Origin of the sequence: Asticcacaulis solisilvae (genome assembly GCF_017875235.1) — a bacterium.
GTDB classification, from domain to species: domain Bacteria; phylum Pseudomonadota; class Alphaproteobacteria; order Caulobacterales; family Caulobacteraceae; genus Asticcacaulis; species Asticcacaulis solisilvae_A.
The window spans coordinates 474,178-488,874 of the sequence record NZ_JAGGMI010000001.1 but is presented as its reverse complement, the minus strand read 5'-3'; the positions used below and the strand labels follow the sequence as shown (position 1 = coordinate 488,874).

Sequence of the window (14,697 nt, the reverse complement as noted above, 5' to 3'; positions counted from 1 at the left end):
TCGTGATGCTGTCCCGCCGTCAGGTCCTTGCCGGAACCGCGTCGATCGCCGCCTTGCCTGCGTTCGCCTGGGCCGGGCCGGTCAATCTGTGCGACCACGTCGATCCGTTTATCGGGACCGGGGGACACGGGCATCTCTATCCCGGCGCCACCGTGCCGTTCGGCATGGTGCAGTTGAGCCCCGACACCAGCAATGACCGCTGGGATTCGTGCTCCGGCTACCATCAGTCGGACGGCTCGATCATGGGCTTTTCGCATACCCACCTGAGCGGCACCGGCTGCCCCGATATGCTCGACGTCCTGCTGGTGCCGGCGACGGGTGAGGTGCATCTGGAGCCCGGGCCGCTCGATAATCCGGATTTGGGGTACCGCTCGCGCTACGACCGCGAAACGGAAACGGCGCGGCCCGGCTATTACAGCGTCCACCTGACCGACACGCGCATTCGCGCCGAACTGACGGCGACGAACCGCGCCGGCCTGCATCGCTATACGTTCCCGGAAGGCGAGACCGGACACATCCTGCTCGACTTCGTCCATGGCGGCAAAAAGTGGTGGGGCGAGAACCGCGAGATGGTGCTCGACAACGCCCACCTGCGCCTGATCGGCAACGACACCATTGTCGGTGGCCGTCAGGTGTTTCAGTGGGCATCGGGACGCTGGATCTTCTTTGCCATGAAGCTGTCGCGGCCCATATCGCGCGTGCAGTTCTATAGCGACAACCAGCCGGTCGAAGGCACGCACATCACCGGCAAGAACCTGAAAGCCGCGCTGCATTTCCCCGATGCTGGAGACGAGCCATTGCTGATCAAGGTCGGCATTTCCGCCGTCGATATCGACGGCGCCCTGCGTAATCTCGACGCCGAGCTGCCCGACTTCGATTTTGACCGCGTTCACGCCGCCGCCCGCAACGCCTGGGAAGGCGAACTATCCAAGGTCAAGGCGACCTTCAGCGACGATGTCGATCAGCGGATATTCTACACCGCCCATTATCACATGCTGCTGGCGCCGACTGTTTTCCACGACGTCGATCGTCGCTATCGCGGCATGGACAACGCCGTCCATACGCTGAAACCCGGCGAAGCCAACTATTCGACCTACAGCCTGTGGGACACCTATCGCGCCGTCCATCCGTTCTTCACCCTGACGCAAAGCGAACGCGTGCCGGGCATGGTCGGCGGTCTGGTGCGCATGGGCCAGCAGAGCCCGGCCGGCGTGCCGATCTGGCCGTTGCAAGGGCGCGAAACCGACATGATGATCGGCTACCACGCCGCCGCCGTCATGGCCGAGGCGGCCGTCAAGGGCTTCAAGGGCATCGACTACAAGGCCGGTCTCGAAGTCCTGAGCAAGCGCGCCTTTGTCGATGATGTCCATGGCATGGGGCTCTATCGCCAGCTTGGTTACATTCCGGCCGACAAGGTCGACGAGGCCGTGTCGCGGACGCTGGAATATGCCTACAGCGACTGGTGCACCTCAAAGCTGGCGGCGACCATCGGTGCGCGCAAGACGGCGGAGGCGTTGAAAACGCGGTCGCGCAACTACCGCAACCTGTTCGACCGCGATATCGGCTTTGTCCGCGGCCGCCGTGCCGATGGAAGCTTCGTGACGCCGTATAATCCGCATTCGCTCGGCCACGATCAGACCAAGTGGCGCGACTATACCGAGACCAATGGCTGGCAGGCGACCTTCCTCAATCAGCACGACATCTACGCCTACGCCGAGCTGTTCGGTGGTCTAAAGGCCTATGAGGCGAAACTGGATGCCCTGTTTGTCGAACCCGCCAATGCCGAGGAAAAGTCGCTGGCCGATATCACGGGGCTGGTCGGGCAATACGCCCACGGCAATGAGCCCAGCCACCACGTTGCCTATCTCTATGCCTACACCGGCAGCCCGTATAAGACGCAAGGTAGAGTCCGCCAGTTGATGCGCGACATGTATCGCGCGGCGCCCGACGGCCTGGAAGGCAATGAGGACTGCGGCCAGATGAGCGCCTGGTACCTGATGAGCGCGCTGGGGCTTTATCCGGTCGATCCGGTCAGCGGCAACTATGTCTTCGGCTCGCCGCTGGTGCGTAAGGCCGAGGTCGCCCTGGCCAGGGGTAAAAAGCTGGTCATCGAGGCGCCAGCCAACACTGCCGCCAACATCTATGTCCAGGCGGTAAGCTGGAACGGCAAACCCTATACCAAGAGCTTTATTCGCCACGCCGATCTGGTGCGTGGCGGGACTTTGCGCTTTGATATGGGACCTGAGCCCAACACACAATTTGGCGCCAATATGGGCGACCGTCCACCTTCCTTTACCTGAACCGGGAACCGACATGACCGACCGCCGCGATTTCGTCAAAGCCTCACTGGTGGCCTCCGCCCTGAGCGGTCTTGCCGGCACCGCGAAGGCTGCAAGCCCCGTAAAGCCCGTCGTTGTTTCGACCTGGGACTTTGGCGTTGCCGCCAATCAGGCGGCGTGGTCGGTGATCCAGGGCGGCGGCCATGCGCTCGATGCCGTCGAAGCCGGTGCGCGCGTGCCCGAAGCTGACATGAAGAACCACAGCGTTGGCCGCGCCGGCTATCCGGACCGCGATGGCCACGTCTCGCTCGACGCCTGCATCATGGACGAACAATGGCGCTGTGGCGGTGTCGCGGCGCTGGAACACATCGCCCATCCGATTTCGGTCGCGCGCCGTGTGCTGGAAAAGACGCCGCACGTCCTGCTCGTCGGCGATGGCGCGCTGCAATTCGCCATCGAGCAGGGCTTCCCGAAGGAAGAACTTTTGACGCCGGAATCCGAGGCCGCCTGGCGTGAATGGCTGAAGGTGCAGAACTATCAGCCCGTCGCCAATAGCGAGATGTCGACCTATGGCCATGTGCCCAACAGCAAGATGCCGGGCGATGAGCACAATCACGATACGCTGGGTATCCTGGCGCTTGACGGGCAGGGACGTCTGTCGGGTGCGTGTACGACGTCGGGCATGGCGTGGAAGCTGCGCGGCCGCGTCGGTGACAGCCCGATCATCGGTGCCGGCCTCTATGTCGACGGCGAAATCGGTGCCGCGACCTCGACTGGTGTCGGCGAAGAAGTCATCCGCAATGCCGGCAGCTTCCTGGTCGTCGAGCTGATGCGCCAGGGCCGGTCGCCGCAAAAGGCCTGCGAAGAAGCGGTCATGCGTATCGTCCGCCGCCGCCCGGAAGCCGCCAAGACGCTTCAGGTCGGGTTCCTGGCCTTGAACACAAAGGGCCAGGTCGGTGCGTTCGCCATCCAGAAGGGCTTTGTCTATGCCCAGCGCGATGCCAAGGCGACAGATACAGTCGTGCCTGCGAAGAGCTTCTTTGCTTGATTTAGCACCGAATATCCCCCTTCCGTCATTTGCTCCGCAAATGCCACCTTCCCCGTAAACGGGGAAGGAACGATTTGAATTGTCTCACTTAATTCCTTCCCCGTTTACGGGGAAGGTGGCAGCGAGCCTTCGGCGAAGCTGACGGAAGGGGGGCCTTTTTAAGCCCAAGTAAACGTGGTTGTTGCAGATGGCGCTTTTGCTGCGCCGTTGACGATCGGCGTCAGCGAAAGTGTCGTTGTGCTTGCCTTGCCGCGCGGCAGGTTGGCGACGTAGTAGGCGTCGCCGCTGATCCGGCCGAGCCAGACGCGGTCGGCAAACAGGTCATAGGCATCGACGCCGGCATCCGCTGTCCATTGCAGGCGCAGTTCCGCCGACTTACCGCCCGACAGGACGCGAGCCTTCTCAATCCGGAAGCCTTGCGGTGCGGCGGGCGCGGCGGCGGGACGGTCGCTCAACGACAGCTCGCCGATATTGACGGCATAAGCGCCCGTGCCTTCGAAGCCGAGCGAAACGGTGACGAGTGTCCGGCCGGCAAACTGACCGAGGTTCCCACTCCAGCGCAGCCAGCCGTTTTTCAACGCCTGACCGCCGGTGACCGCAACCCACTCGACCTGAGCCGGCGCGTCCTTGAACACCAGGCCGACCTTCATCTTGCCTTTGCTGCCGCCCTTATAGACCAGGCCAACGGTCGACGATGCCGACAGTGCGACTTCGGTCTTGTAGAGGCGCACCTCGGTCGGTTGATCGAGCGTGCCGGCAACGCGCAGGGACGATCCGCCATCCCAGGCATCCGTAAAGTCGTAGTCGACGTCCAGAGCCGCACCCTTGGTCCACCACGCCCAACTGGGCAAGATGTCCTGGATGCCGAGGTTGAACCAAGCGGCTCCGCCCGTCTGCACGCCCTCATGGAAGAAGCGCGCGCCTTCGCCGGTATTGAAGCGCGTGACGAAGGGCAGGGTGCCCACGACCGAACGCTCAACGATGAAGTTGGCGACACCATAGGTGATCGGCAGGCGAAGCTGGTCGCTGGCCTGGCCGGGCGCCTGATAGTCGGTATAGACCTTGCGGCGTTCGGCATCGCCATAGATGGCCAGTTGCGCCGGCGTCGGGTTATTGCCATTGGCAGGGCTGCCGGTCTTGCCGGACCAGAAGCTCTGATGCAGGCGATACCAAGACTTGCGCACCAGATTGGGGTCGGTCAGGCTGAGCAGTTCCGTGCGGTCGGCCGCCGTCGGCGCCTTCAAGGCTTTCAACTGATCGACGCGGGCGCGGCGCATTTTGCGCAGGCCATCCTCGACGCTGTATATCTGCAAACCGCCCTGCGACGGGCCGCCGTTCGGCGTGATGACGCGCGGCGCGACCAGGCCCATATAGCCGGGGCCCGGATAGAGTTGCAGGCCGTAATAGATGTCGTTTTGCTCATAGCCGCCTCCGGTCTTGGCGGGATCGGCCAGTTCGGTCAGGGCGTGGCCCGAACAGCAGCCACGCGTCAGGCCGTAATTGCTCCAGCCCTGGTCGATCATCATCGAGTCGGCGCGGGGCTCCGACGCCTTGCGCTCGCTGCCGTCGACGTGCGGCGGGCCGGGCCAGACGGATTTCACGTCGGTATAACCGTCGTAATACTGGATGTGGAAGTCGTTGAGGCCCGCCTGCTGAGCCGCCGTCTTCATGTCGGCGATCAGGTCCTGGATGGCGCGGGCGTCTTCGGCCGTATAGCTTTCGAAATTGACGAAATAGCCGTCAAAGCCGAAATACTGGCACAGCTTGACCAGCTTCTTAGCCACTTCGGGCCGTGGCAGATCGGTGCCGTTGAACATGCGTACGTCGGGTTGGAAGACGCAGCCGAGGCAGATGGCGCCGTTGCGATGCGCGGCATCGACCATGGCCGGATTGGGCACCAGGCCGGTGGTGTTCCAGCCGACGACGACGTCCTGGTATTGCCAGAAGCGTTCGACATGCGGGCGGCTCTTTGCGCCCGTCTGATAGCGGGCGCGGTTGAGATCCTCGTCCGGGCCTTCCAGCGTCAGATAGGCGGCGAACAGCGTCGCGGCCGGAACCTCGGGCTTGAGGCCGGGCTGCGCCTGGGTGGCGTTGAGCGGCGCGATACGGGCGGCGCGCTTGACGTGCGAGCGGTAAAACGGCGCGTTCGGATCGGTTTCAGGATCGTAGGCCTTGAAGACGTCCCAGGCTTCGCCGGGCGCGTTCAGCGGATAGACCGGGCTGATCGACTGGCTGTCGGCGGCATGGCTGAGGCCCGGCAGCAGGGCGGTGACCGCGGCGGTGGCGGCGGTCATGCGGAAGAACTGACGGCGGTCGGCGGAGAAATGGGACATTTTGGCTTCTGCTTAACGGGTGATGATACCGATTTTTCCAACGGCGATCACCGGCTTGTCCTGCACAGCGCGTGGCAGGCGGATGCGCACGTATCGGCCGGATTTAGGTGTCGCGAAGCTGATACGCTGTCCGGTCCGGTTGGCGGCGATATTGGAGAATTCGCCTTCGGCCGACATGTCGCCCCATTGTGCGCCATCGGCACTGACCCAGACTTCATAGCCGGCCGGCGGCCCCATGCGATTGACGCGGTCGATCCCGAGCGAAATGTTCTGCACGGGCGGAGCCAGGACGAATCCCTTGACGTCGAGTGTCTCGCCAAGATCAATGATGGCTTCGATCGGCTGTCCGTCAGGTCCGGTGAAGGTCTCTCCCCGAAGCAGGGCGTCGGGCGTGTCGATATTGGATTTAACGACGGTCCAGTTTGCCGGCGACACGTCGAATTCAACCGTTGTCACCGCGCTAGCCACCCCCGTCCGGTCATCGCGGGCCATGGCCTTGACGACGCCCCCCCGCGTCAAGGCAAAGGGCGCACTGTAAGCCGTGCTGCTGGCGGTCGGTTCGCTGCCATCGGCGGTGTAGAACAGGCTCTGTCCGGCCGCCGTGGCCGTCAGGGTGACCATGCCTTTGGAATCACGGCGGACAATGGGCTCTTCCAGGACCGGCGGCATGAGGAACAGGCCAAAATTGCCGATGACCGGCGAGGCGGCCGCCGTCAGGATGCGCAGGCGGACCCTAGAGGCGGTCACCGGCGCGGGCAGCCGGATCAGGCGCTCGTGGCCAATGGAGGTGTGGCGGGCGACTTCGCGCCAGCCCTTGGCGTCAAAGACATCGACGGCGTAGTCGTCGACACGGACGCCGAGCCGGATGTCTTCAGCAAAACGAATGACATCGAAAGTCCGCACGGATGGCAGGGTTATTTCCGTCCAGGCGCCCGCGCGATCGCTGTCCTTGGCCGCCCAGAACTTGCCGGGCTTCAGAATATTGGTGGCGGCGTAACCGCTGCCGAAGGCTGTGGACGCTGTGACCGTGCCGCCGGCCGCCAGATTGCGGGAAAAGGTTTTGTCGATGATCGCCTTCCAGGCTTTCAGCGACATGACGTCCGCGTCCGGTACGCGGCCCCGGCGGTCCGGCGCCAGATTGAGCAACAGGGTCGTGCCGCGGCCAATCGACTCGAAATAGATCTTGGTCAGGTTGGCCGGCGTGCGGGGCTTTTCGTCCGCGTGCCAGAACCAGCCCGGCCGTATGGAGACATTGGTTTCGGCCGGGTTCCAGATCGGCCCGCCGCGCACCCCCTTGTTGCCCTTTTCCTGGGTGTAGGGCGTGGTATCGACCGTCGGCCAGCAGGGATCGCCGGCGTGGCCTTCTTCGTTGCCGACCCAGCGCACATCCATGTCGGCGTCAGCGAACATGACGGCGTCCGGCTGGTTCTTGCGCACGATGGCGCGCACCGTGTCCCAACCATAATAGGTCGGGGCATGGATGCGGCGCGTTTCACGGGCGCCGCCATAATAGCCGTCGCCGCCATTGGCGCCGTCGAACCAGACTTCGAACAGTTTGCCATACTGCGTCGTCAGTTCGCGCAGCTGGTTGTGGTAATATTCGACATAGGCAGGGTGGCCGTATTCGGAGTGATTGCGGTCCCAGGGCGAAAGGTAGACACCAAAGGCCAGGCCGTGGCGCCCACAAGCCTCGGACATCTCGCGGACAATGTCGCCCCTGCCGTTCTTGTAGGGGCTGTTCTTGACCGAATGCTCCGTGTAGGCGCTGGGCCACAGACAGAAGCCGTCGTGGTGTTTGGCGGTCAGGATCAGGCCCGTCAGGCCACCGGCCTTGGCCGCTTCGACGATCTGGTCGGCGCTGAAATCGGTCGGATTGAACAGGTTGACGCTTTCGTCGCCATAGCCCCATTCCCTGTCGGTAAAGGTGTTGATGGTGAAATGGACGAAGGCGTAGGCCGTCCGGTTGTGCCACCGGTACTGGCGCGGTGACGGCGTGGCGCCGTAGGCCTTCGGTGCGCTGCCGGCGGCCAGGGCAGGCAGGGGCGCGCTCAAGCTCGCTGCGGTCCCGGCCAGGATAAGGTGGCGTCGCGTGAAACTCGTCATGTCCATTCCCCTGTGTCCCGGTTTTGTCGAGCCGGTCGAATTGGTCATGACAACTTATCGCGGCCATGGAGATTGGCAACGATAAAAACGATTTTTCTTATGAAAATTTAAGCGATGTGGCTCAATTCGGACATCAGGTCGTAGGCATCGCCACGATAGTAGGATTGCGTGTATTCCGCCGGGCGGCCATCGGCCAGGAAGCCGCGCCGTTCGATCAGCAGGCCGGGGGAGCCGACCGGGATTTCCAGGAGCTGCGCCTGTTCGGCGTTAAAGGCCACGGCGCGCAGACGTTGCAGGGCGCGGACCGGGCGGGTGCCGGCGGCTTCCAGCGCTTCATAGAGCGAGTTCGTAACGGCATCGAGTGACGGCAGGCAGTTGGCCGGCACGGTGGCGTAGTCGAGTCCCATCGAGGTGCCGTCGGCAAAACGCATGCGATTGAAGCGGAAAACCGTTGTGCCGGGCGACAGGCCCATGGCCAGCGCCTCTTCCGGATTGACCAGGCCCGCCGATTTCGACAGCCACTTGCTTGACGGCACGCGGCCGCGCGAAATCATGTCCTCCGTGAAGGACGACATCTTGGAATAGCTCTTTTCGACGCGCTTGTTGACGAAGGTGCCGGCGCCCTGGCGGCGCGTCAGAAGACCTTCATAGACCAGGCCGTCGACCGCCTTGCGCACGGTGATTCGCGAGACCTTGAACTCCTCGGCCAGCTCGCGCTCGGTCGGAATAGCGGCGTCCGGCGCCAGCCTGCGGCTGGTGATGGCGTCCCTCAGCGTATCCTGCAACTGGAGATAAAGGCTTGCGGCCTTGGCGCCCGACTCCGCCGGTGCACGCTTGGTTGACGACATGGAGGCTCCCGACTCACGATCGAAGTGATGCGTTGATATGACCAACATACACACGTGTTATTTTCACATATGACAGTTGGTACTATTGCATCAACTCCAATAATGACAGGTAAAATCTCCCCGTACACGTTTTTTACCGAAGAATGGCCTGGACGCCTGGAGTCAGGCCAGGGTGATTTCCGCCATCAGGTCGGACATGTCCCCGCGATACCAGGCCTTTGTCAGTTCGGCGGTGCGGCCGTCGTCGAGGAAGCTGCGGCGCTCGATCAGGAAGCCGGGGACGCCGGCAGGGACGCCCAGGAGATCGGCCTCAGGTGATTGCAGGGTTACGGCGCGCAGGCGCTGCAGGGCGCGCACAGGCCCCATCCCGCAGGCCCGAAGGGCGTCCTCAAGCGATTCGGCGACGTTCAGCGCGCCCTTGCCGAGGTAATGCGGCACCAGGGTCGCCTCGACACCGACGGCCGTATCGGACGCATAGCGGGTCCGCTTCAGACGGTGGATGCGCGCGTCGGGCGCCAGGCCCAGCATCATGGATTCGTCGGCGGAGACGATCCCGGTTTCCGTCATAAGCCAGACGCTGCGCGCTTCCGGGCTATTCTTCATGATGTTTTCGGTGAAGGAGAAGCCGCCATTGGCGGCCGCGGGCCGCGACGCAATGAAGGTCCCGGCGCCGCGGCGGCGCACCAGCAGGCCTTCGCGTTCGAGGTCCGACAGCGCCTTACGGACCGTCAGGCGCGATACGCCGTATTTTTCCGCCAGGGCGCGCTCGGTCGGCAAGGCGGCGTCGCCGGCATATTCGCCGTCGCGGATACCGTCGCGCAGGATGCGCTCGACCTGCATGTACAGTGGGCCATGACGCGGTTCGGAACTATCGATGGCCGAGAAGAATGTCATGGTGTCTCCTCCTTTTCAGCGGACGGCCGCAACGGTGGTCGGCGCGCGCACGGCATTGCTGAGCAGTGTCACCAGCCGGGCATCCGTCTGGCGCAGGTCAGGATCGGCAAAGCCGAAGCGGACGGCGTCGGTGTCGGGGCTGGGGTCAACGCGACTGCACGAAGCGTGGACAGCCGTGACACCGGTAAGGCGGATGATGTCGCTGACCGTATCGGCCGTAACACCGACGCCCGCGATGATCTCGGTCGCGCCGCCACCGGGCAGGGCGCTCGCCGCCACCAGCCGGGCGATGGCGTCCGTCCCGGCCAAGGCGGTATCCGCGCCGCCCGAGGTCAGGATCGCGTCGATCGCCAGCGACTGGACGATCGCCAGGGCTTCGAGCTGATCCGGCACCAGGTCGAAACTACGGTGCAGGGTCAGCTTCAGTTCGAGTGCATGGGCGTGGCGCGCCAGGCGCTCCAGCAGGGCGGTGTCAAGCGCGCCATTGGCGTGATTGCAGCCGATCACCACCCCTTCCAGGCCCATCATGGCGACGGCGTCGATGTCGTGCAGCATGACCGAGGCTTCGACCTCGGTATAGACGAAGTCGCCTTGGCGGGGGCGGATCATGGCGCGTGTCGGGCAGCCTGTGGCGGCCGCCATGCGCATCAGGCCGAGATTGGGCGTCAGGCCGCCGACGCCGAGGCTGGCGCACAGTTCGATACGATCGGCGCCATAGCGCGTGGCGACATTCAGGCCTTCAGGGGTGTCGACGCAGACTTCGAGCAGGGCGGTCATGCGGACTGCCTCTGCGGGATGTCCCGGCCCGTGGCCAGCAGGATCGCGCCGCTTAAGGGATCGCGGCGCGGTTCACGCAGACAGGCTACGACGTCCGCCGCCAGCCACGGCCGGATGTGCTGCCCCAGCCCGCCCATCAGGCAGACGCCCGGCGCGCCGAGCGAAACGAGATGGCGGATATAGCGGTCGATATCGCCCGCCAGGGTGCCAAGCAGCGACAGGGCGACCGGATCGTCCTGCCGGGCGTGGTCGAACACCATGGGGGACAGGCCGCCATATTGGGCCGGTGTCGCGCTTTCCGACCAGTCGACCGCCGCCGCGCCGCTGCCAAACAGGGCGATCAGGGCTTGGGTCAGCGGACTTTCGGGGATCAGGCCATCCAGCGTGTTTAGCGCCGCCTTGACCGCGTCTCGGCCGAGGGCGGCCGACGAGCCGCGCTCGTCGAGGACAAAGCCCCAGCCGCCGATCTGGCGACCCTGGCCATCGGCAATGAGGTAGCTGCAGCTGCCCGTGCCGGCGATCTGGATGGCGCCGTCACCGCCGGCGAACGCGCCCAGACAGGCAATGTGGGCGTCGCTGGCGATCGTCACGGCGCCGAAAGGCAGGACCCCGAAAGTCAGAGAGTGGGCGCGTGTCTCATAGGCATCCTTCTCGGTCAGAACGCCGGCCAGGCCCAGGCCCGCCGCTGCCGCCGGCAGGATGTCGCGCGTCAGGCCGGCCGCCTGCAATGCGGCGTCGATCGCTTCGGCGATGTGAGACCACGCCAGGTCAAGGCCCAGACGGATATTGGCGGGACCGCTCTCACCCTCGGCCAGGACCTGTCCGTCCGCGGACTGCAGCCGCACCCGGCAGCGCGTTCCGCCGCCATCCACGCCGATAATATAGGGGGAAGGCCTCAGTGGAACCATTACAAACGCAATCCCCCAAATGGCCCGGCCTTCCTGATGGACAATGGCCAGGTGCTTGTGTGCTTACCAATTTCTATATTTGTCATATCAAATTCGGCTTGTTTGTCTATAAAAACATTGTCGAATGTAAAATTCGATGGGCACGGCAAGCCTTGACCGATATCGATAACATTACCGTTCAACGCGGTTAAAACACATGGCTTTCAGGCCGGGGCGAAGCAAATCTTGATAAATGGGTGTTAGAATCTGCATTATCGCGATATTGATAACATGGGGTGAGCCAATAAGATGAGCGGATATCAAGGATGTCTTCGAGCGAGATGAGCCAGAAGCTGCCCCCTGAGGAAGGTCGCAACCTTACGATCCACGATGTCGCGCGTCACGCGGGTGTGTCCGCCATGACCGTTTCCCGGGTCATCAGTCGCAAGGTAAACGTCCGGGAACCCTTGAGAAGCAAGGTTCTTGCTTCGATCGAAGCGCTGAACTACTCGGTCAACGAAGCCGCGCGTTCGACGCGCGCCGGGCAGGCAAAGGTTACGCTCGGGATCCTCTATTCGAACCCGTCGGCGGGATATCTCAATCAGATATTGCTCGGCGCCCTCGAAGAAACCTCGCGGGGAGGCGGGCAACTACTACTGGAAAGCTGCGACGGCTTGCAGTCGCAGAAGAAGGCCATGGAACGGCTGATACAGAAAGGCGTGGACGGAATCATCCTGCCGCCGCCACTTTGCGATTCGGCGCCCACTGTCCATATGCTCAAACGCGAAGGCATTCCGGTCCTGGCGCTGGCGACCGCCGCGCCTCTGGAAGACGTGTCGGCCGTCCGGATCGACGACTTCGAGGCCGCGGCGGCCATGACGCGCTACCTGATCGAACTCGGCCACAAGCGGATCGGCTTCATCAAGGGCGATCCCCAGCACACACCGACGCTGCAAAGGCTTCGCGGCTTTCAGGCGGCGATGGCGGAGGCCGGGCTTGACATCGAAGAGAGCCTGATCGCGCCGGGCATGTACACCTATCAGTCCGGGCTGACCGCGGCCGAGCAATTGCTGAACCTGCCGGACCGGCCGACGGCGATTTTCGCCTCGAACGACGAGATGGCCGCCGCCGTGATCTCTTTGTGCCACGGCATGAAAATCAAGATTCCCTATGACCTGAGCGTTTGCGGGTTCGACGACACGCCGCTGGCGACCACCATCTGGCCGCAGATCACGACCATCCATCAGCCGCTGGCCGAGATGGGCCAGGCCGCGGTCGCGACCATCGCCGACAAGATACGGGAGATCCGCGAAGGCAAGACGCTGCGGCCGCGGCAGCTTGTGATGAAATATACGCTCCAGGAGCGTGCCTCGACGGGGCCCGTGCCCCGCCCGGAACTATTTGGGGTTTACGAAGGCGGTATCCTTCCGCGCTAAGGCTTCCTCAAGCGACCAGAGGCGCGCCGCACCGCGTACGCCTGAGGAATCCCCCCATTGCGCGGGAACGATGCGGGCCGACCAGGCGTCGGAAAAGACGTGGGCGCGAATGATCCCGGGCAGGCGTTCATAGATCTCCGCCACATTGCTGAGGCCGCCACCGACGACGATGACGTCCGGATCGACGACATTGCAGATCGTGGCCAGGGCCCGCGCCAGGCGGCTGACAAACCGGTCGAAGGCGTTTTCAGCCTTGTCATTGCCGGCGCGCGCCTGGGCGATGATGTCGACCGCATTCATGGGCTGGCGCGCGTGCGAGAGGTAGTCCCGCTGCAGGCCCGACCCGGATATCCATTGTTCCAGACAGCCATGCTGCCCGCAATAGCAGCTCGGTCCGGGATTTTCCTGAACGGACGGCCAGGGGAGGGGATTGTGGCCCCACTCGCCGCCGATCCCGTTGGCGCCCGCGATCAGCTTGCCGCCGACGACCAGCCCGCCGCCGCAGCCCGTGCCGAGGATGGCGCCGAAAACGACGGCGCTGCCCGCGCCGGCGCCATCGACGGCCTCGCTCAGGGCAAAGCAGTTGGCGTCGTTGGCCAGGCGGACCTCGCGCATGAGCGCTTCGCTGAGGTCCTCCCTGAAGCGCTGTCCGTTGAGATAAAGCGAGTTGGAATTGCGCATCACGCCGGTGGTGGGCGAGACGGAGCCGGGCGTGCCAACGCCAACCGTGCCGCGCCGCCCTGCGGTTGTCTCGATCATCCTGACCAGGTCGCGGACAGCCCTGACGGCATCGTCGTAATTGCCCGGATTGGCGCGCCGGATGCGGGTGACGATGGTCCCGTTGCCGTCCAGGGCGGCGGCTTCGATTTTCGTCCCGCCAAAATCAATGCCGATCTGCATTACCAATAGGGCACCCAATTCTGATGGAGGCGGACCAGGGCTTCGAGGTAGAAATAGTCGCCCCAGATACAGTACTCATCGACGCCGATCCGCTTGGGCATGTGATAGACGCCGTGCTTCAGAAGGCCGTTGCCGGGATCGCCGGCTTTCGATGCATAGTCACGCGCCAGGGATTCGACGATCCTGACGGCGGCATTGTGGTACTTTGCCCCTTCGGTTTCCGGCATGAAGGCCGCCAGTTCGAGCAGGCCGCAGGCCGCGATGGCGGCGGCGGACGAATCGCGTTGCACGCCTTCGGACGTGTAGATCAGGTCCCAGCAGCACACCTGGTCGTCGGGAAGGCGGGCCAGGAAATAGTCCGCGAGGTCGGCGCTGGTCGCGATGAGCGTCGGGTCGTTGAGGTAGCGATAGTTCAGCGGAAAGCCTGAAATGCCCCAGGCCTGGCCGCGCGCCCAGCACGAGTGGTCCGATGCCCCCTGGTGGGTCGAGCCGAACTTCGGTTCGCCGGTGACCGGATCCATATGGAAGGTGTGGAAGGTGGAGTTGTCCGGCCGGACGATAAAGGTCTGAGCCTTCCTGATATGGTTCGTCGCGGCGTCCGAAAAGCGGGCATCGCGTGTTTCCGCCGCTGCCCAGTACAGAAGCGGCAGGTTGAGATTGCAGTCGATGATCATCCGGCCGGCCTCGTCGGGATCCGTCAGGTCGCCCCAGGCCTGGATGATGCCGGCTTGCGGGAGGTAGCGGTCGAGCAGCCTGTCAGCGGCCTCCAGCGCCGCGCCGCGGGCCTTCTGCGAGCCCGTAAGGCGGTAGGCCGCGACGCAGGACAGCGAGTAGAGGAAGCCGAGATCGTGATGGTTGATGTTTATCCGCTGGAAGACACGGTCATGAAAACTGTCGACGTGCCGTTCCGCCACCGCGCGGTAGCGTTCGGCGCCGGTCAGTTCGTAGGCCAGCCAGAGCATGCCGGTCCAGAACCCGTTGGTCCATTCCGTGTTGTCCATCGGCCGGTACATACCGCCGATGCTCGATGGCTCGGGCCAGGCATCCGTGAATGCCGGCAGTACGCTGTCGATGCGCGCGAGGGCGGCCTCGATCGCGGCCGTCAGGAAGGCAGGCGGCTCAAGGTTCCGGGTGCCCGGAGCGCTTGACTGGCGGGCGATTAGACTTGGGGAGGCGAGTGACATGATGCAAA

11 protein-coding genes are annotated in these 14,697 nt (G+C 63.9%); 3 read left to right on the top strand and 8 right to left on the bottom strand.

The window, feature by feature from the left end; translation table 11 throughout:
* Window positions 1–5 precede the first annotated feature (5 nt).
* Window positions 6–2,300: a GH92 family glycosyl hydrolase gene (locus J2X24_RS02285; RefSeq protein WP_209715951.1), complete on the top strand. Its 2,295-nt coding sequence runs from the start codon at window positions 6–8 to the stop codon at window positions 2,298–2,300.
* Window positions 2,301–2,313: 13 nt separating this feature from the next.
* Window positions 2,314–3,327, top strand: coding sequence for a glycosylasparaginase (locus J2X24_RS02280; RefSeq protein WP_209715948.1), 1,014 nt, complete (start codon window positions 2,314–2,316; stop codon window positions 3,325–3,327).
* A gap of 158 nt (window positions 3,328–3,485) precedes the next feature.
* On the opposite strand, the gene J2X24_RS02275 is transcribed toward J2X24_RS02280, so the two are convergent.
* From J2X24_RS02275 to J2X24_RS02250, 6 genes are all read right to left on the bottom strand, one after another.
* Window positions 3,486–5,660 carry an endo-beta-N-acetylglucosaminidase gene (locus J2X24_RS02275; RefSeq protein ID WP_209715944.1) on the bottom strand — a complete coding sequence of 725 codons (2,175 nt, stop codon included), beginning with the start codon at window positions 5,658–5,660 and terminating at the stop codon, window positions 3,486–3,488.
* A 12-nt stretch (window positions 5,661–5,672) separates the two neighbouring features.
* Window positions 5,673–7,763, bottom strand: coding sequence for an alpha-L-fucosidase (locus J2X24_RS02270; protein ID WP_245344367.1), 2,091 nt, complete (start codon window positions 7,761–7,763; stop codon window positions 5,673–5,675).
* A gap of 107 nt (window positions 7,764–7,870) precedes the next feature.
* Window positions 7,871–8,611, bottom strand: coding sequence for a GntR family transcriptional regulator (locus J2X24_RS02265; protein WP_209715938.1), 741 nt, complete (start codon window positions 8,609–8,611; stop codon window positions 7,871–7,873).
* A 162-nt stretch (window positions 8,612–8,773) separates the two neighbouring features.
* Window positions 8,774–9,505: a GntR family transcriptional regulator gene (locus J2X24_RS02260; protein WP_209715935.1), complete on the bottom strand. Its 732-nt coding sequence runs from the start codon at window positions 9,503–9,505 to the stop codon at window positions 8,774–8,776.
* A 15-nt stretch (window positions 9,506–9,520) separates the two neighbouring features.
* Window positions 9,521–10,282, bottom strand: coding sequence for a copper homeostasis protein CutC (locus J2X24_RS02255; protein ID WP_209715932.1), 762 nt, complete (start codon window positions 10,280–10,282; stop codon window positions 9,521–9,523).
* The gene (locus tag J2X24_RS02250; RefSeq protein WP_209715929.1) at window positions 10,279–11,190 is read right to left on the bottom strand and encodes a glucosamine kinase nucleotide-binding domain-containing protein; all 912 of its coding nucleotides are present in this window, start codon (window positions 11,188–11,190) and stop codon (window positions 10,279–10,281) included. The genes J2X24_RS02255 and J2X24_RS02250 overlap by 4 nt, the downstream gene beginning before the upstream one ends.
* Window positions 11,191–11,495: 305 nt before the next feature.
* On the opposite strand from J2X24_RS02250, the gene J2X24_RS02245 reads away from it, so the two are divergent.
* Window positions 11,496–12,605: a LacI family DNA-binding transcriptional regulator gene (locus tag J2X24_RS02245; RefSeq protein ID WP_209715926.1), complete on the top strand. Its 1,110-nt coding sequence runs from the start codon at window positions 11,496–11,498 to the stop codon at window positions 12,603–12,605.
* Here J2X24_RS02245 and J2X24_RS02240 read toward each other — a convergent pair.
* The gene (locus J2X24_RS02240; RefSeq protein WP_209715924.1) at window positions 12,567–13,505 is read right to left on the bottom strand and encodes an ROK family protein; all 939 of its coding nucleotides are present in this window, start codon (window positions 13,503–13,505) and stop codon (window positions 12,567–12,569) included. The two genes, J2X24_RS02245 and J2X24_RS02240, sit on opposite strands and share 39 nt — an antisense overlap.
* Complete coding sequence (locus tag J2X24_RS02235) at window positions 13,505–14,689, bottom strand: glycoside hydrolase family 88 protein (protein ID WP_209715922.1); 1,185 nt, start codon at window positions 14,687–14,689, stop codon at window positions 13,505–13,507. The genes J2X24_RS02240 and J2X24_RS02235 overlap by 1 nt, the downstream gene beginning before the upstream one ends.
* Window positions 14,690–14,697: the final 8 nt, after the last annotated feature.

Excerpts from the sequence above, each read along its gene's own strand:
- J2X24_RS02285 (WP_209715951.1), top strand. The coding sequence starts at position 6 with ATGCTGTCCCGCCGTCAGGTCCTTGCCGGAACCGCGTCGATCGCCGCC.
- J2X24_RS02280 (WP_209715948.1), top strand. The coding sequence starts at position 2,314 with ATGACCGACCGCCGCGATTTCGTCAAAGCCTCACTGGTGGCCTCCGCC.
- J2X24_RS02275 (WP_209715944.1), bottom strand. The coding sequence starts at position 5,660 with ATGTCCCATTTCTCCGCCGACCGCCGTCAGTTCTTCCGCATGACCGCC.
- J2X24_RS02270 (WP_245344367.1), bottom strand. The coding sequence starts at position 7,763 with ATGACGAGTTTCACGCGACGCCACCTTATCCTGGCCGGGACCGCAGCG.
- J2X24_RS02265 (WP_209715938.1), bottom strand. The coding sequence starts at position 8,611 with ATGTCGTCAACCAAGCGTGCACCGGCGGAGTCGGGCGCCAAGGCCGCA.
- J2X24_RS02260 (WP_209715935.1), bottom strand. The coding sequence starts at position 9,505 with ATGACATTCTTCTCGGCCATCGATAGTTCCGAACCGCGTCATGGCCCA.
- J2X24_RS02255 (WP_209715932.1), bottom strand. The coding sequence starts at position 10,282 with ATGACCGCCCTGCTCGAAGTCTGCGTCGACACCCCTGAAGGCCTGAAT.
- J2X24_RS02250 (WP_209715929.1), bottom strand. The coding sequence starts at position 11,190 with ATGGTTCCACTGAGGCCTTCCCCCTATATTATCGGCGTGGATGGCGGC.
- J2X24_RS02245 (WP_209715926.1), top strand. The coding sequence starts at position 11,496 with ATGTCTTCGAGCGAGATGAGCCAGAAGCTGCCCCCTGAGGAAGGTCGC.
- J2X24_RS02240 (WP_209715924.1), bottom strand. The coding sequence starts at position 13,505 with ATGCAGATCGGCATTGATTTTGGCGGGACGAAAATCGAAGCCGCCGCC.
- J2X24_RS02235 (WP_209715922.1), bottom strand. The coding sequence starts at position 14,689 with ATGTCACTCGCCTCCCCAAGTCTAATCGCCCGCCAGTCAAGCGCTCCG.